Here is a 23489-nt window from a genome sequence, read left to right as displayed (position 1 = left end):
ACGTGCACGGTCATCGTTTTTTATTATGACCTCCTGCCCATTATTAATTTCCCTGCATATTTCTTAATCGCTTGCCTGATGCCGCTTTTCCGGTGTTATAGTCGAAAACGCAAACAATGCGTTAACAACCAACAATAAAATTCAGGCCCACTGTCATAAGAGGATGTTATATCGATGGATCAGTCTTGCTCTCTGGAAACCTTCCTTACCCGTATTCAACAACGCGATCCCCATCAGACAGAATTCGCCCAGGCGGTTCGCGAAGTCATGACCACGCTGTGGCCCTTTATTGAAGAGAACCCGCGTTACCGGCAGATGTCGTTACTGGAACGTCTGGTCGAGCCGGAACGCGTGATCCAGTTCCGCGTGGTATGGGTCGACGATCGTAACCAGGTGCAGGTCAACCGTGCATGGCGCGTGCAGTTTAACTCCGCCATCGGCCCTTATAAGGGCGGGATGCGTTTTCACCCGTCGGTGAACTTATCGATCCTGAAATTCCTCGGCTTTGAGCAGTCGTTCAAAAATGCCCTTACCACCCTGCCGATGGGCGGCGGTAAAGGCGGCAGCGATTTCGATCCGAAAGGCAAAAGCGAAGGCGAAGTGATGCGTTTTTGCCAGTCGCTGATGACCGAACTGTACCGCCACCTGGGGCCGGATACCGATGTGCCTGCCGGTGATATTGGCGTCGGCGGTCGTGAAGTGGGCTTTATGGCCGGTATGATGAAAAAGCTCTCCAATAACAGCGCCTGCGTATTTACCGGCAAAGGGCTGTCGTTCGGCGGCAGTTTGATCCGCCCGGAAGCCACCGGCTACGGACTGGTCTATTTCACTGAGGCGATGCTTAAACGTCACGGTCTGGCCTTCGAAGGGCAGCGCGTGGCGGTCTCCGGCTCCGGCAACGTGGCGCAGTACACCATTGAAAAAGTCATGGAACTGGGCGGGCGGGTGATCACCGCCTCTGATTCCGGCGGCACGGTCGTGGACGAAGCGGGCTTTAACGCAGAAAAACTGGCGCGCCTGTGTGAAATCAAAGCCAGCCGCGACGGCCGCGTGGCGGATTATGCCCGCGAGTTCGGGCTGGTATATCTGGAAGGCAAACAGCCATGGTCAGTGCCGGCGGATATTGCCCTGCCGTGCGCCACCCAGAATGAGCTGGATGCCGACGCCGCCCGCACGCTTATCGCCAACGGCGTAAAAGCGGTGGCGGAAGGTGCGAATATGCCGACCACCATCGAAGCCACCGATCTGTTCCTCGAAGCGGGGGTGCTGTTCGCGCCGGGTAAAGCGGCGAATGCGGGCGGTGTGGCGACGTCCGGGCTGGAGATGGCGCAGAACGCCGCGCGCCTGAGCTGGAAGGCGGAAAAAGTGGATGCGCGTCTGCGCCATATTATGCTGGATATTCATCACGCCTGCGTGGAGTACGGCGGAGATGGCAAGCAGACCAACTACGTGCGCGGCGCGAATATCGCCGGATTTGTGAAGATCGCCGACGCCATGCTGGCGCAGGGCGTGGTCTGATTTGCGGTTGTGATGCCCGGCGGCGCTGCGCTTGCCGGGCTTACATGCTGACTGAATCCGGATGCCCGGCGGCGCTGCGCTTGCCGGGCCTGGGGTTACCATGTAGGCCGGGTAAGGCGTAGCCGCCACCCGGCACATTTCAACCTACCGGGCGACCGGCGCTACGCCGCCGGAGCCGGACTTGCGGGCGGCTTTTTCTTCCCCCGCCCTTTAAAACTTTTCTTCTTATCCCCGCCCGGCGCCGCCAGCCCTCTGAACTGGCGCACCGGCGTGCTGCGGGCCTGGTCAATCAGCTGATACAGCGTCCCCACCAGCGGCTGCATAAAATCCTGATAGCGGCACTGCTTTTCGCTGATTTGCGTCAGCACCGATTCCCAGTGGGCGGTCATATCCGGCCGCGCCGCCATTTCCGGCAGCGAGTGGATCAGCGCCCGCCCGGCGTCGCTGGAGTGGATATAACGCCCTTTTTTCACCAGGAAACCGCGCTTGAACAGCAGCTCGATGATCCCCGCGCGGGTGGCTTCGGTGCCCAGCCCGTCAGTGGCGCGCAGGATCTTCTTCAGATCTTTATCCTGCACAAAGCGCGCAATACCGGTCATCGCCGACAGCAACGTGGCGTCGGTGAAATGCCGTGGCGGCTGAGTCTGCCGCTCCACCACTTCGCCCTTCTCGCACAGCAGTTCATCGTCTTTAGCGACCACCGGCAGCGGGGTGCCGTCATTCTCTTCGTCGCGCTCTTTATTGCCCAGCAAGGCGCGCCAGCCCGCTTCCGCCAGAAAACGCGCTTTGGCGATAAATTTACCGTTGGCGATGTCGAGTTCGATGGTGCATTTGCGGAAGACCGCGTCCGGGCAGAACTGCATCAGGTACTGACGCGCCACCAGGCTGTAGATCTTCTCTTCGTTATCCGTGAGGTTCACCTTACTGCTGCGCGCCGTCGGGATAATGGCGTGGTGTGCATCGACTTTTTTATCATCCCAGCAGCGGTTACGGATATCGGTATTGACCGCCGGTTGCGGCAGCAGCGACGGGCTGTGTACGCTGATGGCGTTGATCACCGCCTGACGCCCGGCAAAATGCTCTTCCGGCAGGTAGCGGCTGTCAGAGCGCGGATAGGTGATCAGTTTATGGGTTTCATACAGCTTCTGGCAGATATCCAGCACGTTCTGCGCGCTGAGGCCAAAGCGCTTCGCCGCTTCAATCTGCAGGGTGGAGAGCGAGAACGGCAGCGGCGCAGGCTCGGACTCCCGTTTGTCGTTATAGCTGGTGACCAGCGCGGGCTGGCCGGTAATACGTTTTACGACATGATCGGCCAGGCTGCGGTGCAGCAGCCGCCCTTCTTCATCCTGGTACGGCTCGCAGGCTTCGCTTGGCTGCCAGGTAGCGGTAAAACGCTCTTCCTTAGGCGTGACGATATGCGCCTTCACCTCGAAAAAGTCTTTCGCCACGAAGTTTTCGATCTCTTCGTCACGGCGCACCACCAGCCCGAGCACCGGCGTCTGTACACGTCCCACCGACAGCACCCCCTGATAACCGGCGCTCTGCCCCAGCAGCGTGTAGGCGCGGGTCATGTTGATGCCGTACAGCCAGTCGGCGCGGGAGCGGGCCAGCGCCGACGAGCTTAAGGGGATAAATTCGCTGTTGGCACGCAGCCGGTTAATGGCCCGTTCCACCGCCTGCGGGTTAAGATCGTTGATCAGGCAGCGCTGCACGTTGCGGCGCTTTTCCGCAGGCAGATCCAGATAGTTGAGCACCTCATCCACCAGCAGTTGCCCTTCGCGATCCGGGTCACCGGCGTGGATCACTTCGCTGGCCTGTGCCAGCAACCGCTTGATGACATTGATTTGTTTTGTCACCGAGGCGCGTGGTTGCAACTGCCACTTTTCCGGCACTATCGGCAAGTCAGAGAGATTCCAGCGGGCATAACGGCTGTCATAGGCATCCGGCTGCGCCTGCTCCAGCAGGTGACCGATACACCAGGTCACCACCTGATCATTTCCGCACTCAATGTAGCCGTCGCCCTTGCGGTGCGGCTTTGGCAGCACATCCGCAATGGCGCGGCCCAGACTGGGTTTTTCGGCAATAAACAACCGCATTGACTTAACGGATCTCAATCATAGGACGGCCCGCGCGGGCTTCAACCAGCTCGCCGATGGCGGTCAGGGTGATGCCGTATTCGGCGGCGGTCGCCTGTACCTGGCTTTCAGCGTCCGGGGTGACCGCCAGCAGTAAACCGCCGGAGGTTTGCGGATCGCACAACAGATCGCGCCAGGCCTGCGGCATGTCGCCCATCAGATGCCCGTAGCTGGCGAAATTACGCCCGGTACCGCCCGGCACCGCGCCCCGGGCAATATACTCTTCCACACCCGGCAGCTTCGGCACATCCTGATAGCGAATCTGCGCCTGCACGCCTGCGCCCTGGCACATTTCGCTCAGGTGGCCGAGCAGCCCGAAGCCGGTGACATCGGTCATGGCTTTGACGCCGTCAATACTGGCAAATCCGGCGCCAGCGAGGTTCATGCGGCACATCACTTCCGTCGCCAGCCCGACATGCTCTGGTTTAAGCAGGGATTTTTTCTCGGCGGTGGCCAGCACGCCAATGCCCAGCGGCTTGGTGAGATAGAGTTTGCAGCCCGCCTTCGCGGTGCTGTTTTTCTTGACGCGCTCCGTTGGCACGATGCCGGTGACGGCGAGGCCGAAAATCGGCTCCGGCGCGTCGATGGAGTGACCGCCCGCCAGGGCAATGCCCGCCTGCTGGCAGGCAAAACGCCCGCCCTCAATTACATCACGGGCGATCTCCGGGGCCAGGGTGTTTATCGGCCAGCCTAAAATGGCGATGGCCATAATCGGCTTGCCGCCCATGGCGAAAATGTCGCTGATGGCGTTGGTCGCGGCGATGCGTCCAAAGTCGAACGGGTTGTCGACAATCGGCATAAAGAAGTCGGTAGTGCTGATCACGCTGGTGCCGTTGCCCAGATCGTAAACCGCGGCGTCATCACGGGTTTCGTTGCCGACCAGCAGATTCGGATCGATAAACTTCGCCCGATCGCTGTGCAGGATGGTTTCCAGCACCTTCGGGGAAATCTTACAGCCGCATCCCGCGCCGTGACTGTACTGCGTTAAACGAATAGCTTGCTCGCTCATGGACATCTCCTGTCATTGCAATCCGGCTATGGTAGCGCTCAATCGGGCAAGCCGCTACTGTGCATCCGCCTTCTGTTATGACATAAACACCGGCACCCTGCGTCAGACTGTTATTCCGGCGGCGAGCACACTTATTTTTAAGACTATTCAGGGTCTTATCGCAGGCACTTTTTCACATCCGCTGTCAAATCCCTCGCGACAACTGCTGGCGAACCAGTAGGATGCCCGCGCGGGATCTTTTTTCACAATGCCGCTTTCCCCTTGCGCAAACAGCATGCCCGTCCAGTATTCGGCGTAGCCGGTACGGGACAATGCCGAACTGCGTTTTAACCAGTACGCTGCCGTTGCATGATCTTCTTTAACGCATATTCCGCCCGCATAAAGTAAACCCAGCCACATTTGCGCATCCACCGCCGCGTCATCGTGCATATTGCCGGCAGCCTGCTCCAGCAGACTCAGCGCCCGCGCGCACGCTTTTTGCTCCGCAGAACGGTGAAGTAAAATCCGCGCAAGGATCACTTTTCCCGCTTCACTGCCCGCGAGGGCGGCTTTTTCGGCGTATCGTTTCGCCTGTAAAAGCGCCTTACCGGAATGCTGTAAGCTGATGTTTGCCAGCAGCGCCCAGGCATCCGGCAGCCCGGCGGCGGCGGCTTTTTCCGCCCAGCGCTGCGCCTGCTTCATATCCCCTGCGCTAAACCAGGTATCCGCAAGAAAATACTGCGCGTATTTATCGCCTTTCTCCGCCATGTCGCGGTATTGACTGCCCGGGGGAATGGGATCCAGCGCGGCGAATACCGCGGGGGTGCTTATGGTCATCAGGCAGGTTAAAAGCATGGCAGAGCGATTCATATTTTCTCCTTTAGCAAAGGAGGCGGAGTATACTGAGCGCCTTTTTAGTTTTGTGCAATCGCGCTGCCACTTAATGAATATCCTTCAATTCGATCTTAATCTTCTTAAAATTCTGCATGTCATGCTGATGACAGGCTCCACCAGCCTGACGGCGCAAAAGCTGGGGATCAGCGCGTCTGCGGTCAGCCATGCCCTCACCAGGCTGCGGGAAGCGCTACAGGATCCGCTGTTTCGCCGTGAAGGCAATCAGCAGGTTCCCACGCCCTTTGCCAGAAATATTCAGGACAGGCTCGCGCCGCTTTTCGTTTCGCTAAATGAAGAACTGTTCGGCAGTGAAACCGGTGAAGATCGTCGGTTTAGCCTGGTGTTGCCGCCAGCGTTAAATGTGCTGCTTACCCCAGAACTGGCGCACCGGGGGCATCAGGCGAAAGCCGTTATTGAGTGCCATGCTTTTGAGCGCCGTGAGTGGCGTGAGGAGTTAATTGCGAAGAAAATCGATTTGCTGATTGCCGTGGGCGATCATCAAAAAGGCTCCAGTGCCCTGCATTACGAACGGATCGGCAGCGCACGGCTGGTGGTCGCCTATGGCGCGCCGCTGCGGCAACAGTTCAGGGAAAAAACCAGCGTTGAGTTCAGCGAGCTGGACCAGTTTGAGCACTTCTATTGCCACCCCTGGCCGCAGGCAGCCAATGAGCTGGACAGACAGCTTGCCCGGGCAGGTTTATCCCGTCACCTGTCATTTGTCTGTCAGGATTACAGCCAGCTTGCCCCTGCGTTACGCCGTGCGCCTTTGCTGGCCGTGGTGCCCGCTCCCTGGGTTGCCGCCCTGGTCGACCGTGAAGGCATTTATACCTTGCCGCTCAACGGGTTTCAGGCGGAAGGAAACGTGTTTTTTCAGTACCGCACGTCAACGACGCCCTGGAAGCGACAAATTATTAACGCCTTAAAAAAGGCGTTAGGCGGGCACTATTCTCTCTAGCCAGGCGCTTCTGCAAAGATCAGAAGCGCCCGGGCGAGGTTCAGAAATAACGCACGAAAGGCGTGGTATCAGGCAGGCTGATGGTGGTGGAGGCCTTCAGTTGCGGCGTGCCGAGGTAGAGAAAACCGACGATATGATCCTGTTCACGGCATTCCAGCGCTTCACGCACCACCGGGCTGTCGGTCATCGGACCGCTGCGCCAGATACCGTTAAAGCCCTGCGCCAGCGCCGCCATCTGCATCGCCATCACCGCACAGCCAGCGGAAACCAGCTGTTCCCAGTGGGGCACTTTAGGATGAACTTCGCATTTGGCGACCACGGCAATAATCATCGGCGCGCGGAACGGCCCGGAGCGGGCTTTTTCAATGCCCTTTTCATCCAGCCCCGCGGCAATGGCGCCTTTCTCCAGCAACTGGCTGAAGCGCTCGCGCCCTTCTCCCTCAATGACAAAGAAGCGCCACGGCTGCAGCGTGCCATGATCCGGGGCGCGCATACCTGCCTGTAAAATACTTTTCAGCTGATCGCCCGCCGGGGCCGGTTCGGTGAGGCGGGAGGCGCTACGACGGTTAACGAGCAGTTCAAGTGCATCCATTAGTTAACTCCTGTCATCAAATTTATGCATAAAATTAACACGACAGGAGATTTTGTTACAGCGACGGCGGCGGATCTTGCTGACAAGTTGCCGCCGGGTAATTAGGATAACCGCACATTCCGCTCAGGGTAGCGGGGGTTGTTAATCAGGACAGGAAGAATACATGCGAACCCTTTGGCGTTTCATTGCTGGTTTTTTTAAATGGACATGGCGATTGCTCAATTTCGTCCGTGAACTGGTGCTCAACCTTTTCTTTATCTTTTTAGTGGTTGTGTGCGTGGGCATCTGGATGCAGGTAAAGAGCAGCAATGCCGAGCACAGCAACCGTGGCGCGCTGTTGCTGGATATCGCCGGTGTGGTGGTGGATAAGCCGTCCAGCAGCAGTAAGCTGGGCGTGCTGGGTCGTCAGCTGTTTGGCGCCAGCTCCGATCGCTTACAGGAAAACTCGCTGTTTGATATTGTCGAGACCATTCGCCAGGCGAAAGAGGATCGCAATATCACCGGTATCGTGATGGATCTGAAAAACTTCGCCGGTGCCGATCAGCCGTCGATGCAGTATATCGGTAAAGCGCTGCGCGAATTCCGCGACAGCGGTAAACCTGTCTATGCCGTGGGCGATAACTTCAGCCAGGGTCAGTATTATCTGGCCAGCTTCGCCAACAAGATTTTCCTGTCGCCGCAGGGCGTGGTGGATCTGCATGGCTTTGCCACTAACGGGCTGTACTACAAATCGCTGCTGGAAAAGCTGAAGGTCTCCACGCACGTTTTCCGCGTCGGCACCTATAAATCCGCCGTCGAGCCGTTTATCCGCGACGATATGTCCCCGGCCGCGCGCGAGGCGGACAGCCGCTGGGTCGGCGAGCTGTGGCAGAACTACCTGAACACCATCGCCGCCAACCGTCAGGTACCGGCGCAGCAGATTTTCCCTGGCGCCCAGGCGATGCTGGAAGGGCTGACCAAAGTGGGTGGCGATACGGCGAAGTACGCGCTGGATAACAAACTGGTGGATCAGCTGGCGTCCAGCGCGGAAGTTGAAAAAGCGCTCAGCAAACAGTTTGGCTGGAGCGACGCTGATAAAAACTACAGCGCCATCAGCTACTACGACTACGCCCTGAAAAAACCGAGCGAAAACGGCGACAGCGTGGCGGTGATCTTTGCTAACGGCGCGATCATGGACGGGGAAGAAACCCCGGGTAACGTCGGCGGCGACACCACCGCGTCGCAGATCCGCGATGCGCGTCTCGATCCGAAAGTGAAAGCTATCGTGCTGCGTGTGAACAGCCCTGGCGGAAGCGTCAGCGCCTCCGAGGTGATCCGTGCTGAACTTGCCGCCGCGAAAGCCGCCGGTAAGCCGGTGGTGGTCTCCATGGGCGGCATGGCGGCGTCCGGCGGTTACTGGATCTCAACGCCAGCTAACTACATTGTGGCGAACCCGAGCACCCTCACCGGCTCGATTGGCATCTTCGGGGTGATCAACACCTTTGAAAACAGCCTCGATTACGTGGGCGTGCACACCGATGGCGTGGCGACCTCGCCGCTGGCGGACGTGGCGGCGACCAAAGCCCTGCCGCCGGAAGTGCAGCAGATGATCCAGCTGAGCATTGAGAGCGGCTATAAGCGCTTCCTGTCGATTGTTTCCCAGTCGCGTAACAAGACGCCGGAGCAGATCGACCAGATTGCTCAGGGCCATGTCTGGACCGGTCAGGACGCGAAAGCAAACGGGCTGGTGGACGCGCTGGGCGATTTCGATGATGCGGTGGCGAAAGCGGCTGAACTGGCGAAGCTCAAGCAGTGGCACATTGATTATTATCAGGATGAGCCGACCTTCTTTGATCAGGTGATCACCAGCATGTCCGCCAGCGTCCGCGCGGCGATGCCGTCGGCGTTACAGGCTTATCTGCCCGCGCCGCTGGCTCCGGTCGCCGGTGCAGTGAAAGCGGAAAGCGATAAGCTGGCGGCCTTTAACGATCCGCAAAACCGCTATGCGTTTTGCCTGACCTGCGCTAACGTTCGCTGATAATCCATCCCCTCAGCCATGAGGGGATTTTTTTATGGCTATGAAACAGAACACCATGCAAAAGAAATCGATTTACGTCGCCTATACCGGCGGTACTATCGGCATGCAGCGCTCCGAGCAGGGCTACATTCCGGTTTCCGGGCACCTGCAACGCCAGCTGGCGCTGATGCCGGAGTTTCACCGCCAGGAGATGCCCGACTTCACCATTCATGAATACCATCCGCTGATGGACTCTTCCGACATGACGCCGCAGGACTGGCAGCATATCGCGGAAGATATTAAATCGAATTACGATCGCTACGATGGTTTTGTCATTCTGCACGGCACCGACACCATGGCGTTCACCGCCTCGGCGCTGTCGTTTATGCTGGAAAACCTCGGCAAGCCGGTGATTGTGACAGGGTCACAAATTCCGCTGGCGGAGTTGCGCTCGGACGGGCAGATCAACCTGCTCAATTCCCTGTACATTGCGGCGAACTACCCGATTAACGAGGTGACGCTGTTCTTCAACAATCGTCTGTTCCGCGGCAACCGCACCACCAAGGCGCATGCGGATGGCTTCGATGCCTTCGCTTCCCCTAATCTGCAACCGCTGCTGGAAGCCGGGATCCACATTCGCCGTCTCGGCACGCCCCCTGCGCCGCACGGCGATGGCGAGCTGATTGTGCATCCTATCACCCCGCAGCCAATTGGCGTGGTCACTATCTATCCGGGCATTTCTGCCGACGTGGTGCGTAACTTCTTGCGCCAGCCAGTGAAGGCCTTGATCCTGCGCTCTTACGGCGTGGGCAACGCGCCGCAAAACGGCGAGTTTCTGAAAGAGTTACAGGCAGCCAGCGAGCGCGGCATTGTGGTGATCAACCTGACCCAGTGCATGTCCGGCAAAGTGAATATGGGCGGTTACGCTACGGGTAATGCGCTGGCGCACGCGGGCGTGATTGGCGGTGCAGATATGACGGTGGAAGCAACGCTGACTAAACTGCACTATCTGTTAAGTCAGGATCTGGATGTGCAGGCCATCCGCAAAGCGATGGCCGTCAATTTGCGCGGCGAGCTGACGCCGGACGAATAAGGAGCAGACTATGGCCCGGGCATTACTGTTAGTGGATATTCAGAACGATTTTTGCGCCGGTGGCGCGCTGGCGGTCGCCGAAGGCGACAGTACGGTAGATATTGCGAACGCCATGATCGACTGGTGCAAAGCGCGCGGCGACGCGGTGGTGGCAAGCCAGGACTGGCACCCTGCGGATCACGGCAGTTTTGCCAGCCAGCAGCATGTCGAGCCGTATTCTGAAGGATTACTGGACGGGCTGCCGCAGACCTTCTGGCCGGATCACTGCGTCCAGAACACCGAAGGGGCGGCGCTGCATCCGCTGTTAAATGCGAAGGCCATCGATGCGCTGTTTCATAAAGGCGAAAATCCGGCGATTGACAGCTACAGCGCTTTCTTTGACAACGGCCACCGACAGAAAACGCAGCTTGATGAATGGCTGCGTCATCATGACGTTAACGAGCTGATCGTGCTGGGTCTGGCAACGGATTACTGCGTGAAGTTCACCGTGCTGGACGCGCTGACGCTGGGCTACGGCGTGGATGTCATTACCGATGGCTGCCGCGGCGTGAATCTCCATGCCCAGGACAGCGCGCATGCGTTTATGGAGATGGCAGCGGCGGGCGCGACGCTCTATACGCTGGCAGACTGGGTGGAAACCCACGCTTAACGATCCACGCGGGTATTGATCATCAATACCCGTTCTTTTTGTTCCCCTTCAACGACATAAAGTGAAGTTCTTCGCAGTATCAGCGCAACGACTATGCCAGGCTATGCGGGTTGTTTTTTCGCCATGCTTTTGCCTGGCTTTATTTTTTTGTCAAAGAGGAACCACCATGAAACTATTGCCTTTGCTGGCAGCCTTCCCCCTGCTCTGCGCCCCGCTCGCCTCCGCCAGTTCTCTAATGTCGGTCGGTTATTTTAACGGCGGTGGAGATGTTACCGCCGGGCCTGGCGGGGATATCAACACCCTGGATGTTCGCCAGATCACGCATCTTAATTACTCGTTCGGTCTGATCTATAACGATGAAACCGGGGAAACCAACGACGCGCTGAAGGATGCCACTAAGCTGCACCAGATTTGGCTTTCCCCGAAAGTCGCCGCCGATCTGGCGTTGATTCCTACCCTGCGCAAGCAAAACCCTGAGCTGAAAGTGCTGTTATCTGTCGGCGGCTGGGGAGCGCGCGGCTTTTCCGCTGTCGCCGCTACGCCGCAATCCCGCGCGGTATTCATCCGTTCAGCGCAGGATATCGTCGCCCGTTATGGTCTGGATGGTATCGATCTCGACTGGGAGTATCCGGTCAACGGCGCCTGGGGACTGGTCGCCAGCCAGCCTGCCGATCGGGATAATTTCACCACCTTACTCAAAGAACTCCGGGAGGCTTTTGGCGATAAAAAACTGGTTACTATTGCGGTGGGCGCAAACGCCGAAAGCCCGAAAAGCTGGGTGGATATGAAAACCGTTGCGCCGTTGCTGGATTACATCAATCTGATGACCTATGACATGGCCTACGGCACCCAGTATTTTAATGCCAATCTGTATGACTCCACGGCCTGGCCGACCGTTGCCGCCGCGGATAAATACAGCGTTGATTTTGTGGTCAATAACTATCTGGCGGCAGGCGTGAAGGCGCGGCAAATGAATCTGGGCATTGGATTTTATGGACGCGTGCCGAAGCGCGCCGTTGAGCCTGGCATCGACTGGAGCAAACCTGACGCGCAGAAAAATCCCGTTACACAGCCTTACTTTGGCGAACGGGAAGTGGCGCTTTTCAACGCCCTGGGATTCAATCTTAAAAAAGATACCTACGTAAAATACAACGATATTGTAAAAATGCTGCTCAACGATCCGCAGAAGCGTTTTACGGAACACTGGGATGAGGAGGCGAAAGTGCCCTGGCTTTCGGTGAAATCCGCAGAGGGGAAAGCGCTCTTTGCGCTGAGTTATGAAAATCCGCGCTCAGTGGCGATCAAGGCGGATTACATAAAGAAAAAAGGACTGGCCGGGGCAATGTTCTGGGAATATGGCGCGGATGATAAGAACCAGTTAGCGAAACAGCTGGCTGAATCACTGGCCAGTAAACCATAAAACATCGAAAGGCCGGGTAAGCGCGCTTCCCGGCCTGTTACAAAGAGTTGTTAATTCACTTTCAGGGTGGCAATGGACTTCGGCGTAATGCCAAACTCTTCTTTCAGCTGCTGCTTACTTTTCATCACCATCTGACCATTGGTATCGATGGTCATATGCTGGGCGTCGGTGTTATGGCGCGCCTGCCAGAGCATCACCAGTTGCAGGCTGTTCTCTTTTTGCTCCGGGGTCAGCGCCACGCCGTCGGGCCATTTGCCCAGCTCAACCGCCGTGACCAGACGCTGGTACACTTCCGGCGTTAAACTGTTAACAAGCTCATCCACATTCACGATTTCTTGTCTCCGCATGGAATAATTTGCTGAATCGATTCTTTAACCCTTGATCTGCTCGCCGCTGTCGTCATCGGTGAAGCTCAGGGAGGCTGAATTCACGCAAAAACGCTCGCCGGTTGGCTGCGGGCCGTCCGGGAAAACATGTCCCAGATGCGCATCGCAATTGCCACAGCGGATCTCGGTGCGCTGCATACCGTGGGAGTAGTCATTCAGGTATTTGATGGCCTCATCGCTGACCGGTTCATAAAAGCTCGGCCAGCCGCAGCCGGAATCGTATTTGCTCTGGGCGTTAAATAGCGGCGCATCGCAGATTAAACAGTGGTATACGCCATCGCGTTTGTTGTGCAGCAGACGACCGGTGAAAGGCGGTTCTGTGCCATGGTTTTGCGTGACATAGAACTGCATTTCAGTGAGGTTTTTTTTCAGGTCGTCCTGAGAGGGTTCATTAGCCATATGCTTACTTCTCGCGTTGAGTACATTCACATCTTTTCTTTGATTCTAACAAAACATTAACAGGCAGGCGTCGACTTTTGTTCTAAACTTAGACGTTGCGAAATCGCAGCCAGGTAATTGTGATCTGATTCACATATTTATCTTGCATGGCCTTTAAAATTCCAGCCGGCGGCCCCATGTGGGTAGCAGCCCATTGGAAAAGTGAGGCGACTCAGTCGCGCAAAGGTTGTGCACAGGATTGATTTGTCGCAATGATTGACACGATTCCGCTTGACGCTGCGTAAGGTTTTTGTAATTTTACAGCCAACCTTTTATTCACTAACAAATAGCTGGTGGAATATATGACTATCAAAGTAGGTATCAACGGTTTTGGCCGTATCGGTCGCATTGTTTTCCGTGCTGCGCAGGAACGTTCTGACATCGAAATCGTTGGCATCAACGATCTCCTGGACGCTGAGTACATGGCGTACATGCTGAAATATGACTCAACTCACGGTCGTTTCAACGGCACCGTTGAAGTCAAAGACGGCCACCTGGTTGTTAACGGCAAAACCATCCGTGTTACCGCTGAAAAAGACCCGGCTAACCTGAAATGGGGCGAAATCGGCGTTGACGTTGTTGCTGAAGCTACCGGTATCTTCCTGACCGACGAAACTGCTCGTAAGCACATCACCGCTGGCGCGAAAAAAGTGGTTCTGACTGGTCCTTCCAAAGACAACACCCCGATGTTCGTTCGTGGTGCTAACTTTGACAAATACGAAGGCCAGGACATCGTTTCTAACGCATCCTGCACCACCAACTGCCTGGCTCCGCTGGCAAAAGTTATCAACGACAACTTCGGTATCGTTGAAGGTCTGATGACCACCGTTCACGCGACCACCGCTACTCAGAAAACCGTTGACGGCCCGTCTCACAAAGACTGGCGCGGCGGCCGCGGCGCAGCACAGAACATCATCCCGTCCTCTACCGGCGCAGCTAAAGCTGTAGGTAAAGTACTGCCGGAACTGAACGGCAAACTGACTGGTATGGCGTTCCGCGTTCCGACTCCGAACGTATCTGTTGTTGACCTGACCGTTCGTCTGGAAAAAGCAGCCTCTTACGAAGAAATCAAGAAAGCCATCAAAGCCGCTTCTGAAGGCGAAATGAAAGGCGTTCTGGGTTACACCGAAGACGACGTTGTTTCTACCGACTTCAACGGCGAAGTATGCACTTCCGTGTTCGATGCTAAAGCAGGTATCGCACTGAACGACAACTTCGTGAAACTGGTTTCCTGGTACGACAACGAAACTGGCTACTCCAACAAAGTTCTGGACCTGATCGCTCACATCTCCAAATAAGTTGTGATGAGAATCTGATCCAAAAGAGCGACTTCGGTCGCTCTTTTTTTTGCATTGAAGACAGAGGATTGAGGAATATCATGATGATTACTAAAATTTTTGCTCTTCCGGTCGTTGACCAGTTCACCACCGCCCTTTCCCGCCGCGTGCTGGACGATCTGGACCTCATTGTTGTCGATCACCCGCAGGTGAAAGCCTCCTTTGCCCTGCAGGGCGCGCATCTGCTCTCCTGGAAACCCGCTGGCGCTGAAGAAGTACTGTGGCTGAGCGATACTACGCCGTTTAAAAATGGCGTGGCGCTGCGCGGCGGCGTACCCATCTGCTGGCCGTGGTTTGGCCCGGCGGCGCAGGAAGGCCTGCCGGCACACGGTTTCGCCCGTAACCTGCCGTGGACGCTGAAAGCCCATAACGAAGACGATAACGGCGTGGTGCTGACTTTTGAACTGCAAAGCAGCGATGCCACCCGTCAGTACTGGCCGCATGACTTCACCCTCTATGCCCGCTTTAAGCTCGGCAAAATCTGTGAAATCGAGCTGGAAGCCCACGGCGAATTCGAAACCTTCTCTGCCCTGCATACCTATTTCAACGTTGGCGACATCAGCGCGGTGAAAGTCAGCGGCCTCGGCGATCGCTTTATTGATAAAGTGAACGGCGCGAAAGAAGACGTGCTGACTGACGGCGTGCAAACCTTCCCGGACCGTACCGATCGCGTCTACCTGAATCCGGAAGCGTGCAGCATCATCAACGACGGCGCGCTGAACCGCACCATTGAAGTGATCCACCATCATCACTGTAACGTGGTTGGCTGGAACCCTGGCCCGGCGCTCTCAGCCAGCATGGGCGATATGCCGGACGACGGCTATAAGACTTTTGTATGCGTGGAAACTGCCTGCGCCACTAAAGCCCAGAAAGCCACGGAAGAAAAACCGTCCCGCCTGGCGCAGACCATTCGCGTGGTTAAACGCTAAGACATCTCCCCTCTCCCTGCGAGAGGGGAAAAATTACACCACGTCGAGCGGCGTTTTGCGCCCCGGTGCCGGAAATGCCTTGTCCAGCAGGGCAATGGCTTCGGCGGATAAGTTCAGCGCCAGCGCAGCGGCATTCTCTTTCACATGGTCCACGCTGGAGGCTTTCGGTATGGCCATCACCCCCTGCTCGCGGATCGCCCACGCCAGTAAAACCTGTGCGGGCGTGGCCTGATACGCATGGGCAACCTCCTGTACGGCGCGACTGTTGAACAGGTCATCACGCAGCCGCCCGGCCTGGGCCAGCGGACAATAGGCCATCACCGGCATCTGCTGTTGCCGACACCAGGGCAGCAGGTCAAATTCAATGCCGCGCGATCCCAGGTGATAGAGCACCTGATTAGTGGCGCAGGCCTGACCGCCCGTCACGCTCCACAGTTCCTGCATATCGTCATAATCGAGATTTGAAACGCCCCAGCGACGAATTTTGCCCTCGCGGATCAGCCTTTCCATCGCCTCGACCGTTTCCGCAAAGGAATAATTGCCGCGCCAGTGCAGCAGATAGAGATCGAGATAATCGGTTTGCAGACGGCGCAGGCTGGCTTCGCAGGCGGCAATGGCTTTTTGCCCTCCGGCGTTCCAGGGATAGACTTTCGAGACCAGAAATACCTGCTCCCGCAAGCCCTGAAGCGCCTCGCCGACCACCTCCTCCGCGCCGCCATCGGCATACATTTCGGCGGTGTCGATAAGCGTCAGGCCAGCGTCAATGCCTGCACGCAATGCGGCGATCTCTTTTTGCCGCTGGCTGGCGTCCTCCCCCATATACCAGGTGCCCTGCCCGATGGCTGGCAGGGCCAGTTCGCGCTCAAACATCACGGTTTTATCGCTCATGCTCGTCTCCTGTGAGTGTTGTTCCACCCCAATGCAAACAGGGCGCAAAAGCGCCCTGTTATTCACTGAATGCACAATGTCATTGCACAATCAGAAGCTGTAGGTAACCCCTGCGGACAGTGCGCCCGCCCAGGATTTATCCACCATCGGGCTGTCTTTGACTTCGCTGGACAGATGCGTGTAGCGGCCAACGCCGTAAACGCTCCAGGCATCAGTCAGTTTATAGCTCGCGCTCAGCTCCAGATACGGGCTCCAGTCGCTGTCCGGATCGTAGCGATCGAGACCACTGCGGCGGGATTCCTTACCGGAAACGCCGTAGTAGTATTCGTTCATGTTTTCGCTGCTCCACTCAAGACCGATACCCGGCGTTAACGTCAGGCCGCCGTTGGTATAGCGATAAAGCCAGGCCAGATCCCAGGAGATACCGTTGCTGTTATCCAGAGTATCGCCCGCCAGACTGGTGCGCAGGAAGCCGTACTGGGTGTTGTGCACGTAGGACAAGCCAGCCATCAGCGTCGCTTTACGTTTATCAAGGCGACGCAGCTGCCAGTTGTCGCTGTCTTTAGGTTTGAATTCAAACGGAGAGTAATAGGCGGTGATGGAGAGTTTGTCGCTCTCATCGTTCCACAGGTAATAGCCGCCGCCCAGACCGCGGAACCAGAAGTCATCCCCTTCATAGGTGATAACCGGTACCGGAACCACATCGCGATCGTAGTCCTTATACGGCGTTTCAAGGACACCAACACCGGCACCTACCGAGAAATTATTGTCAGCCAGAGCTGAAGTGGCTGTGATGGCGGTCAGAACGCCCAGCGCCAGAACTTTGAATTTGGTCACAATCCTTTCTTTCCTATCGTCAAATAATGGGGCCAGTGAAGTGTAACTGTCCGCGCCGTGCTTCCCAAATTTTTTTACCCGAATATTACAAAACTCAACACATCATCTTGCGGTCTGATAATGACAGCGCGTTTGCAATGATATGACGCTGCGATGAAGCGCTGGCGCGGCCTATATCACGAAACAGAAAAACATCAGATGAGTTATTGATATGTCATTGAAATTGGTTTGCGGTGGCATGCAAGTTTTGCAAATGCCATCTACGCTTAATTTTAAGAAGGTGTATCGCGAGCACGCGAGCGCCGGGCGTCCTGTCACCTGGCGCGCGGGTTGTTGGTACTCATCAGCAACGTTCAACCTACCTCTTCCGGGAGCCTCCACAATTCATATGAACGGCTCTTAACCTGTGCTAAAAAACGAAAGGACGGCATGCCATGAATATATTCGATCACTATCGCCAGCGCTATGAAGCTGCCAAGGACGAAGAGTTCACACTGCAGGAGTTTCTTTCCATATGTCGGCAGGATCGCAGTGCTTATGCCAATGCGGCAGAACGCCTGTTGATGGCCATTGGTGAGCCAGTGATGGTGGATACTGCTCTGGAGCCACGGCTTTCCCGTCTTTTTTCGAACAGGGTAATTGGACGCTACCCCGCCTTTGAAGAGTTCTATGGCATGGAAGAAGCCATTGAACAAATCGTTTCTTATCTCAAACACGCCGCGCAAGGGCTGGAAGAGAAGAAACAGATCCTCTATTTGCTCGGCCCGGTAGGTGGCGGTAAATCGTCGCTGGCCGAGCGCCTGAAATCCTTAATGCAGCGCGTCCCCATTTACGTGCTGAGCGCTAACGGCGAGCGCAGCCCGGTCAACGATCACCCGCTGTGCCTGTTCAATCCGCAGGAAGACGCGCAAATTCTGGAAAAAGAGTACAACGTACCGCGGCGTTATCTCGGCACCATTATGTCGCCATGGGCAGCGAAGCGGCTGCATGAGTTTGGCGGCGACATCACCAAATTCCGCGTCGTGAAAGTCTGGCCGTCGATTCTTGAGCAGATCGCCATTGCCAAAACTGAGCCCGGGGATGAAAACAACCAGGATATTTCGGCGCTGGTCGGGAAAGTGGATATTCGTAAACTGGAAAACCACGCGCAGAACGATCCGGACGCCTACGGCTATTCCGGCGCGCTGTGCCGCGCCAACCAGGGCGTGATGGAATTCGTCGAGATGTTTAAAGCGCCGATCAAGGTGCTGCATCCCCTGCTGACGGCGACGCAGGAAGGTAACTATAACGGTACTGAGGGGATTTCCGCCCTGCCGTTTTACGGCATTATTCTTGCGCACTCGAACGAATCCGAATGGGTGACGTTCCGTAATAACAAGAATAATGAAGCCTTCCTTGACCGTGTCTATATCGTCAAGGTGCCGTACTGCCTGCGCATCTCGGAAGAGATGAAGATCTACGAGAAACTGCTTAATCACAGTGAGCTGGCCCATGCGCCCTGCGCGCCGGGGACGCTGGAAACACTGTCACGCTTCTCGATCCTCTCGCGCCTGAAAGAGCCGGAAAACTCCAGCATCTATTCCAAAATGCGCGTTTATGATGGCGAAAGCCTGAAAGATACCGATCCGAAGGCGAAATCCTATCAGGAGTATCGCGATTACGCGGGCGTGGACGAAGGCATGAACGGTCTGTCGACCCGATTTGCGTTCAAAATTTTGTCCCGCGTATTTAACTTCGATCATACCGAAGTGGCGGCTAACCCGGTGCACCTGTTCTACGTGCTGGAGCAGCAGATCGAGCGCGAGCAGTTCCCGCAGGAACAGGCGGAGCGTTATCTGGAGTTCCTCAAAGGCTATCTGATCCCGAAATACGCCGAATTTATCGGCAAGGAGATCCAGACCGCGTATCTGGAATCCTACTCGGAATACGGACAGAACATTTTTGACCGTTATGTCACCTACGCCGATTTCTGGATCCAGGATCAGGAGTACCGCGATCCGGATACCGGTCAGCTGTTCGATCGTGAATCGTTGAACGCCGAACTGGAGAAAATCGAGAAGCCCGCCGGGATCAGCAACCCGAAAGACTTCCGTAACGAAATCGTCAATTTTGTACTGCGCGCCAGGGCGAATTTCAGCGGCCGTAACCCGAACTGGACGAGCTATGAAAAACTGCGCACGGTAATCGAGAAGAAAATGTTCTCCAATACCGAAGAGCTGTTACCGGTGATCTCCTTTAACGCCAAAACCTCAACCGACGAGCAGAAGAAACACGACGATTTTGTCGATCGCATGATGGAAAAAGGCTATACCCGCAAGCAGGTTCGTCTGCTGTGCGAATGGTATCTGCGCGTGCGTAAATCGTCCTGACAGCCGCCCGGCGCACGCCGGGCCAACAATAATACTCCGTAGGCCGGGGTTGCGTCCGCGCAGCCCGGCACCTACAGATCCTGCGAACAGTTGGCAGTACGGAGGGCGTATGACCTGGTTTATAGACCGGCGTCTTAACGGCAAAAACAAGAGCACGGTGAACCGCCAGCGCTTCTTGCGCCGTTATAAATCGCAAATCAAGCAGTCGATTTCCGGGGCCATCAACAAGCGCTCGGTCACCGACGTGGACAGCGGCGAGTCCGTTTCCATCCCGTCTGAAGACATTAACGAACCTATGTTTCATCAGGGGCGCGGCGGCCTGCGCAACCGCGTTCATCCCGGCAACGATCACTTTGTGCAGAACGACCGCATTGAACGTCCGCAGGGGGGCGGCGGTGGCGGCGGCAGCGGTCAGGGTCAGGCCAGCCAGGACGGTGAAGGCCAGGACGAATTCGTCTTTCAGATCTCCAAAGATGAATACCTCGATCTGCTGTTTGAAGATCTGGCGTTGCCGAACCTGAAAAAGAATCAGCATCGCCAGCTTAACGAATACAAAACCCATCGTGCTGGCTATACCGCGAACGGTGTACCGGCAAATATCAGCGTAGTGCGTTCACTGCAAAACTCGCTGGCGCGCCGTACGGCGATGACCGCGGGCAAGCGCCGTCAGCTGCGCGAGCTGGAAGAAAACCTGGAACAGGTGGCGAACAGCGAACCGGCGCAATTACTGGAAGAGGAACAGCTGCGCCGGGAGATCGCCGAACTGCGGGCGAAAATCGAACGTGTACCCTTTATCGACACCTTTGATTTAAGGTACAGGAACTATGAGAAACGCCCGGAGCCGTCCAGCCAGGCGGTGATGTTCTGTCTGATGGACGTGTCAGGCTCGATGGATCAGGCCACCAAAGACATGGCGAAGCGTTTTTATATCCTGCTTTATCTGTTCCTTTCCAGAACGTATAAGAACGTGGAAGTGGTGTATATTCGCCATCACACCCAGGCCAAAGAAGTGGATGAGCATGAATTCTTCTACTCGCAGGAAACCGGCGGCACCATCGTTTCCAGCGCCCTGAAGCTGATGGATGAGGTGGTGAAGGAGCGTTACGATCCGGCGCAGTGGAACATCTACGCCGCACAGGCATCAGATGGCGATAACTGGGCCGATGACTCACCGCTGTGTCATGAGATCCTGGCGAAGAAGATCCTGCCGGTGGTGCGTTACTACAGTTATATCGAGATCACCCGCCGCGCCCATCAGACGCTGTGGCGTGAATATGAGCATTTACAGGCCAGCTTCGATAACTTCGCTATCCAGCATATTCGCGATCAGGATGATATTTACCCGGTGTTCCGCGAGCTGTTCCACAAACAGGCCAGCGACGCCCATAATTAATGTTTTTTGCAAAAAAGCCGGTGAACGTCAGTCCACCGGCTTTTTCATTTCCGCTATCCGCCTAAATGCCCCGCAAAATGCCAGCTATTTCCCGCCTTGTACCCGCGCCTTCTGTGGCAAATTTAACGTCAGGTAAATACCACCAACTCACTACACGAAGGAAACCGCCCTGATGCTCGAAATTTCAGACCTGAAATTATTTTTAGAAGATCCTGAATTACAACGGGTCATTGATGACGTCTGGGATTCGGTTGGCGCAGCCATGGTTGAAGCGCAGGCCGCGCTGCCGCCGGAACTGGCGATGCCGCGCAAAGAGCTTTCTTTCCACACGCATGTGAAATTCCTCGGCTATCTCTGCTGGCTGCTGGAAAATTCTAAAGCCGAAGGCGACATCATTGAAATTGGCGTGTGGAAGGGTAAATCCAGCGCTTTCATGAACGAAATGTGTAAACGTAAACGCAAAATCATCAGCGTCGATCCGATGGAGTTGCCGAGTCAGGCTAATGAACTGGGCTTCTATCACGAGCGCCTGTTCCCGGAAGTGAATCTGGTACGCGGTTATTCAGAGCACAGCATTGAGCGCGTTCTGGCATTCAACCCGAAAACCTTGCTGCTGCATATCGACGGCGGTCACCTGGGACGCCATGTGCTGATGGATTTCCTGCTCTATTCGCCAACGGTGATCAGCGGCGGCTACATTGTGTTTGATGACTATCGCGATCATCAGTATTCGCCGGAAGTGGGTCCTGCGGTGGATCTGCTGCGTGCCGGCGGTTACTTCCGGGGCTTTGACGTCATTGGCGTCGTGCCGGGCTACGAAAACAGCTACCTATTACAGAAACAATAAATAAGAAACACGTTACCTTTTTGCCGCCCCCGTGGCGGCTTTTTCTTTTCCCGCCAGTCAGCTTCAGCCGGAACGTTCCAGAATCAGCACTGATGCCACCAGCACCATGATAATGGCTAAAAAAGTGGAGGTGATAATCAGCGTTTCCATTAGCATGGGATCGTTCATTGTCACACCTGTCGCTTTTACGGACGATGCGCCATTATCAGCCAGCGCGCATGACAAATTTATGACGTTTTTCCTGTATTAATATGAATATTATTCCGCTGAAACGATTCCTGCGCTGCGTTATTTCCTGCTTTTAGGATATGGACTAAAAGCACTTAAAATATGGAAATTACCGCCATTATTGTTACCGGTATCACGAAAATGCGTTTCCATAACCCCATTAGTAAATCTCGCAATTGTTAAGCCTGACGACATGCATCAACAATAGTCTCTGAACTATCGATAAAATACCCTTACAGAGACAGGTGAATAAGATGCAGGAAAAGATCACCCGTAAAGAAAAAATAAGTTATGGTCTGGGCGATATGGCCAGCCATGTCGGGCTGGATAATGTCATTATATTTCTCACCTTTTATTACACCGATGTGGTTGGCTTACCGGCGGCCTTTGTCGGCACGATGTTTTTGCTGGCGCGTACCGCCGATGCGATTATCGATCCGGCGATGGGTTATCTTGCGGACCGCACCCGTACGCGCTGGGGCAAGTTCCGCCCGTGGATGCTGTGGCTGGCCCTGCCCTTTGGCGCGAGCTGTCTGCTGACCTACGCGGTGCCGGAATCCCTCACCCTGACGGGGAAAATGATCTTTGCCTCCGTGACCTATACCTTCATGATGCTGATGTACACCGCCATTAATATTCCCTACTGTTCGATGGGCGCGGTGATCACCCCTAATAACGAAGAGCGTATTTCACTCCAGTCTTACCGTTTCTTTTTAGCCACCCTCGGCGGCGCGATGTCGACCTTCTTTATGATGCCGCTGGCAGAATATATTGGTGGCGATGACAAATTACTCGGCTACCGTGCGGCGATGGCGATTATGGCCGCGGCGGCGGTGATCATGTTCTGGATCTGTTTTACCAATACCCGTGAACGTATCAATGCGCCCGCCACGCATAATAATTATCTCGCGGAATTACGCGATTTATTAAAAAACGATCAGTGGCGCATTGTCGCCGTGCTGGTGCTGACCAATATTGGATTTGGGGTGGTACGTCTTGGCGCGATGATGTATTTCGTCACTTATTATCTTGGCAGCGCCAGCTATTTTATGTGGATGCTGGGGGCGCATATTCTCGGCAAAGCGGCGGGCAGCGCGCTGGCGAAACGGCTGACGCGTAATTTCAGCAAAGTGCAGATGTTTGGTTACTGCGCGGTGCTGGCGGGCGTGCTGAGTATCGCGCTGTTCTTCGCACCTAAATCCGTACTGGTGCTGGTACCGCTGACCTTTATCGTCTCCACCCTCTACCAGGCCACCACCACCCTGATGTGGGTGATGATGGCGGACGTCGCTGACTACGGCGAATGGTTGCAGGGCAAACGCATGGATGGCGTGATCTTCTCCACCTTCCTCGCGGTACTGAAACTTGGCATGGCGATCAGCGGCGCTATCGTTGGCTGGACGCTGGGCTTCAGCGGTTATGTCGCCAATGCCCCGACGCAGAACAGCACCGCCATGTACTGCATCGTCGCGCTCTTTACCGTGGTGCCGGGCGTTCTCTCCCTGTGCGCCTTCGCCATGCTGCGCTGGTACAAGCTCGACGACAACACCATGAAATCCATCCATTTAGCTAAGCAAACGGCTGCATAAAAGGACGC

At 55.8% G+C, this 23489-nt stretch carries 21 protein-coding genes; 12 read left to right on the top strand and 9 right to left on the bottom strand.

Translation table 11 applies throughout. The features are described from left to right. Positions 1-174 precede the first annotated feature (174 nt). Positions 175-1518, top strand: a complete 1344-nt coding sequence (gene gdhA, locus QRD42_RS13360; RefSeq protein WP_072568234.1) for an NADP-specific glutamate dehydrogenase — start codon at positions 175-177, stop codon at positions 1516-1518. Positions 1519-1679: 161 nt separating this feature from the next. Here the strand turns inward: gdhA and QRD42_RS13355 are convergent, their stop codons facing one another. From QRD42_RS13355 to QRD42_RS13345, 3 genes are all read right to left on the bottom strand, one after another. Beyond that, on the bottom strand, positions 1680-3614 hold the full coding sequence (locus tag QRD42_RS13355; protein WP_321987328.1) for a DNA topoisomerase III: 1935 nt from the start codon (positions 3612-3614) through the stop codon (positions 1680-1682). Positions 3615-3618: 4 nt separating this feature from the next. Next, a complete protein-coding gene (selD, locus tag QRD42_RS13350) occupies positions 3619-4662 on the bottom strand; it encodes a selenide, water dikinase SelD (protein WP_321987327.1) in 1044 nt (347 codons plus the stop codon). Between the two features lie 147 nt (positions 4663-4809). Next, positions 4810-5478, bottom strand: coding sequence for a tetratricopeptide repeat protein (locus tag QRD42_RS13345; RefSeq protein ID WP_321988765.1), 669 nt, complete (start codon positions 5476-5478; stop codon positions 4810-4812). A gap of 106 nt (positions 5479-5584) precedes the next feature. On the opposite strand from QRD42_RS13345, the gene QRD42_RS13340 reads away from it, so the two are divergent. After that, positions 5585-6490: a LysR family transcriptional regulator gene (locus tag QRD42_RS13340; RefSeq protein ID WP_321987326.1), complete on the top strand. Its 906-nt coding sequence runs from the start codon at positions 5585-5587 to the stop codon at positions 6488-6490. A gap of 40 nt (positions 6491-6530) precedes the next feature. Here QRD42_RS13340 and QRD42_RS13335 read toward each other — a convergent pair whose 3' ends face one another. After that, positions 6531-7082: an NAD(P)H nitroreductase gene (locus QRD42_RS13335; RefSeq protein WP_321987325.1), complete on the bottom strand. Its 552-nt coding sequence runs from the start codon at positions 7080-7082 to the stop codon at positions 6531-6533. A gap of 163 nt (positions 7083-7245) precedes the next feature. Between QRD42_RS13335 and sppA the strand changes: the two genes are divergently transcribed. From sppA to QRD42_RS13315, 4 genes are all read left to right on the top strand, one after another. Further along, a complete protein-coding gene (gene sppA, locus QRD42_RS13330) occupies positions 7246-9099 on the top strand; it encodes a signal peptide peptidase SppA (RefSeq protein ID WP_318376680.1) in 1854 nt (617 codons plus the stop codon). Between the two features lie 55 nt (positions 9100-9154). Further along, positions 9155-10171 (top strand): asparaginase, encoded by a 1017-nt coding sequence (ansA, locus tag QRD42_RS13325; protein WP_318364682.1) that lies wholly within the window; start codon positions 9155-9157, stop codon positions 10169-10171. Positions 10172-10181: 10 nt separating this feature from the next. Further along, a complete protein-coding gene (gene pncA, locus QRD42_RS13320) occupies positions 10182-10820 on the top strand; it encodes a bifunctional nicotinamidase/pyrazinamidase (protein WP_321987324.1) in 639 nt (212 codons plus the stop codon). A gap of 166 nt (positions 10821-10986) precedes the next feature. Continuing rightward, on the top strand, positions 10987-12240 hold the full coding sequence (locus QRD42_RS13315) for a glycoside hydrolase family 18 protein (RefSeq protein ID WP_321987323.1): 1254 nt from the start codon (positions 10987-10989) through the stop codon (positions 12238-12240). Between the two features lie 50 nt (positions 12241-12290). Here the strand turns inward: QRD42_RS13315 and QRD42_RS13310 are convergent, their stop codons facing one another. Together QRD42_RS13310 and msrB are read right to left on the bottom strand one after the other, a co-directional pair. Next, the gene (locus QRD42_RS13310) at positions 12291-12569 is read right to left on the bottom strand and encodes a YeaC family protein (protein ID WP_072569434.1); all 279 of its coding nucleotides are present in this window, start codon (positions 12567-12569) and stop codon (positions 12291-12293) included. A gap of 42 nt (positions 12570-12611) precedes the next feature. Then, positions 12612-13025, bottom strand: a complete 414-nt coding sequence (gene msrB, locus QRD42_RS13305; protein WP_318364656.1) for a peptide-methionine (R)-S-oxide reductase MsrB — start codon at positions 13023-13025, stop codon at positions 12612-12614. A gap of 341 nt (positions 13026-13366) precedes the next feature. Between msrB and gapA the strand changes: the two genes are divergently transcribed. Together gapA and QRD42_RS13295 are read left to right on the top strand one after the other, a co-directional pair. Beyond that, positions 13367-14362: a glyceraldehyde-3-phosphate dehydrogenase gene (gene gapA / locus QRD42_RS13300; RefSeq protein ID WP_072568225.1), complete on the top strand. Its 996-nt coding sequence runs from the start codon at positions 13367-13369 to the stop codon at positions 14360-14362. An 83-nt stretch (positions 14363-14445) separates the two neighbouring features. Continuing rightward, the gene (locus QRD42_RS13295) at positions 14446-15330 is read left to right on the top strand and encodes a D-hexose-6-phosphate mutarotase (RefSeq protein WP_321988764.1); all 885 of its coding nucleotides are present in this window, start codon (positions 14446-14448) and stop codon (positions 15328-15330) included. A gap of 33 nt (positions 15331-15363) precedes the next feature. Here the strand turns inward: QRD42_RS13295 and QRD42_RS13290 are convergent, their stop codons facing one another. Together QRD42_RS13290 and QRD42_RS13285 are read right to left on the bottom strand one after the other, a co-directional pair. Then, entirely contained in the window at positions 15364-16218 is an 855-nt protein-coding gene (locus tag QRD42_RS13290) for an aldo/keto reductase (protein WP_321987322.1), read from the bottom strand. A 90-nt stretch (positions 16219-16308) separates the two neighbouring features. Next, positions 16309-17055, bottom strand: a complete 747-nt coding sequence (locus tag QRD42_RS13285) for a MipA/OmpV family protein (RefSeq protein WP_072568223.1) — start codon at positions 17053-17055, stop codon at positions 16309-16311. 434 nt (positions 17056-17489) lie between these two features. Here QRD42_RS13285 and yeaG point away from each other — a divergent pair, with 434 nt between their 5' ends. The 3 genes from yeaG to QRD42_RS13270 all read left to right on the top strand — a co-directional run bounded on the left by yeaG (position 17490) and on the right by QRD42_RS13270 (position 21664). Continuing rightward, the gene (yeaG, locus tag QRD42_RS13280) at positions 17490-19424 is read left to right on the top strand and encodes a protein kinase YeaG (protein ID WP_321987321.1); all 1935 of its coding nucleotides are present in this window, start codon (positions 17490-17492) and stop codon (positions 19422-19424) included. Positions 19425-19533: 109 nt separating this feature from the next. Then, complete coding sequence (locus QRD42_RS13275; RefSeq protein WP_072568221.1) at positions 19534-20817, top strand: YeaH/YhbH family protein; 1284 nt, start codon at positions 19534-19536, stop codon at positions 20815-20817. Positions 20818-20989: 172 nt separating this feature from the next. Then, positions 20990-21664: a class I SAM-dependent methyltransferase gene (locus QRD42_RS13270; protein ID WP_321987320.1), complete on the top strand. Its 675-nt coding sequence runs from the start codon at positions 20990-20992 to the stop codon at positions 21662-21664. A gap of 63 nt (positions 21665-21727) precedes the next feature. Here the strand turns inward: QRD42_RS13270 and yoaI are convergent, their stop codons facing one another. Further along, positions 21728-21832 carry a small membrane protein YoaI gene (gene yoaI, locus QRD42_RS13265; RefSeq protein WP_099458762.1) on the bottom strand — a complete coding sequence of 35 codons (105 nt, stop codon included), beginning with the start codon at positions 21830-21832 and terminating at the stop codon, positions 21728-21730. 314 nt (positions 21833-22146) lie between these two features. Between yoaI and QRD42_RS13260 the strand changes: the two genes are divergently transcribed. Beyond that, positions 22147-23481, top strand: coding sequence for a glycoside-pentoside-hexuronide (GPH):cation symporter (locus QRD42_RS13260; RefSeq protein ID WP_072568219.1), 1335 nt, complete (start codon positions 22147-22149; stop codon positions 23479-23481). Positions 23482-23489 lie beyond the last annotated feature (8 nt).

Origin of the sequence: Enterobacter sp. PGRG2, from assembly GCF_030291195.1 — a bacterium.
In the GTDB taxonomy this organism is placed as follows: Bacteria; Pseudomonadota; Gammaproteobacteria; order Enterobacterales; family Enterobacteriaceae; genus Enterobacter_D.
This window is presented reverse-complemented; position numbering and strand designations above follow the sequence as displayed.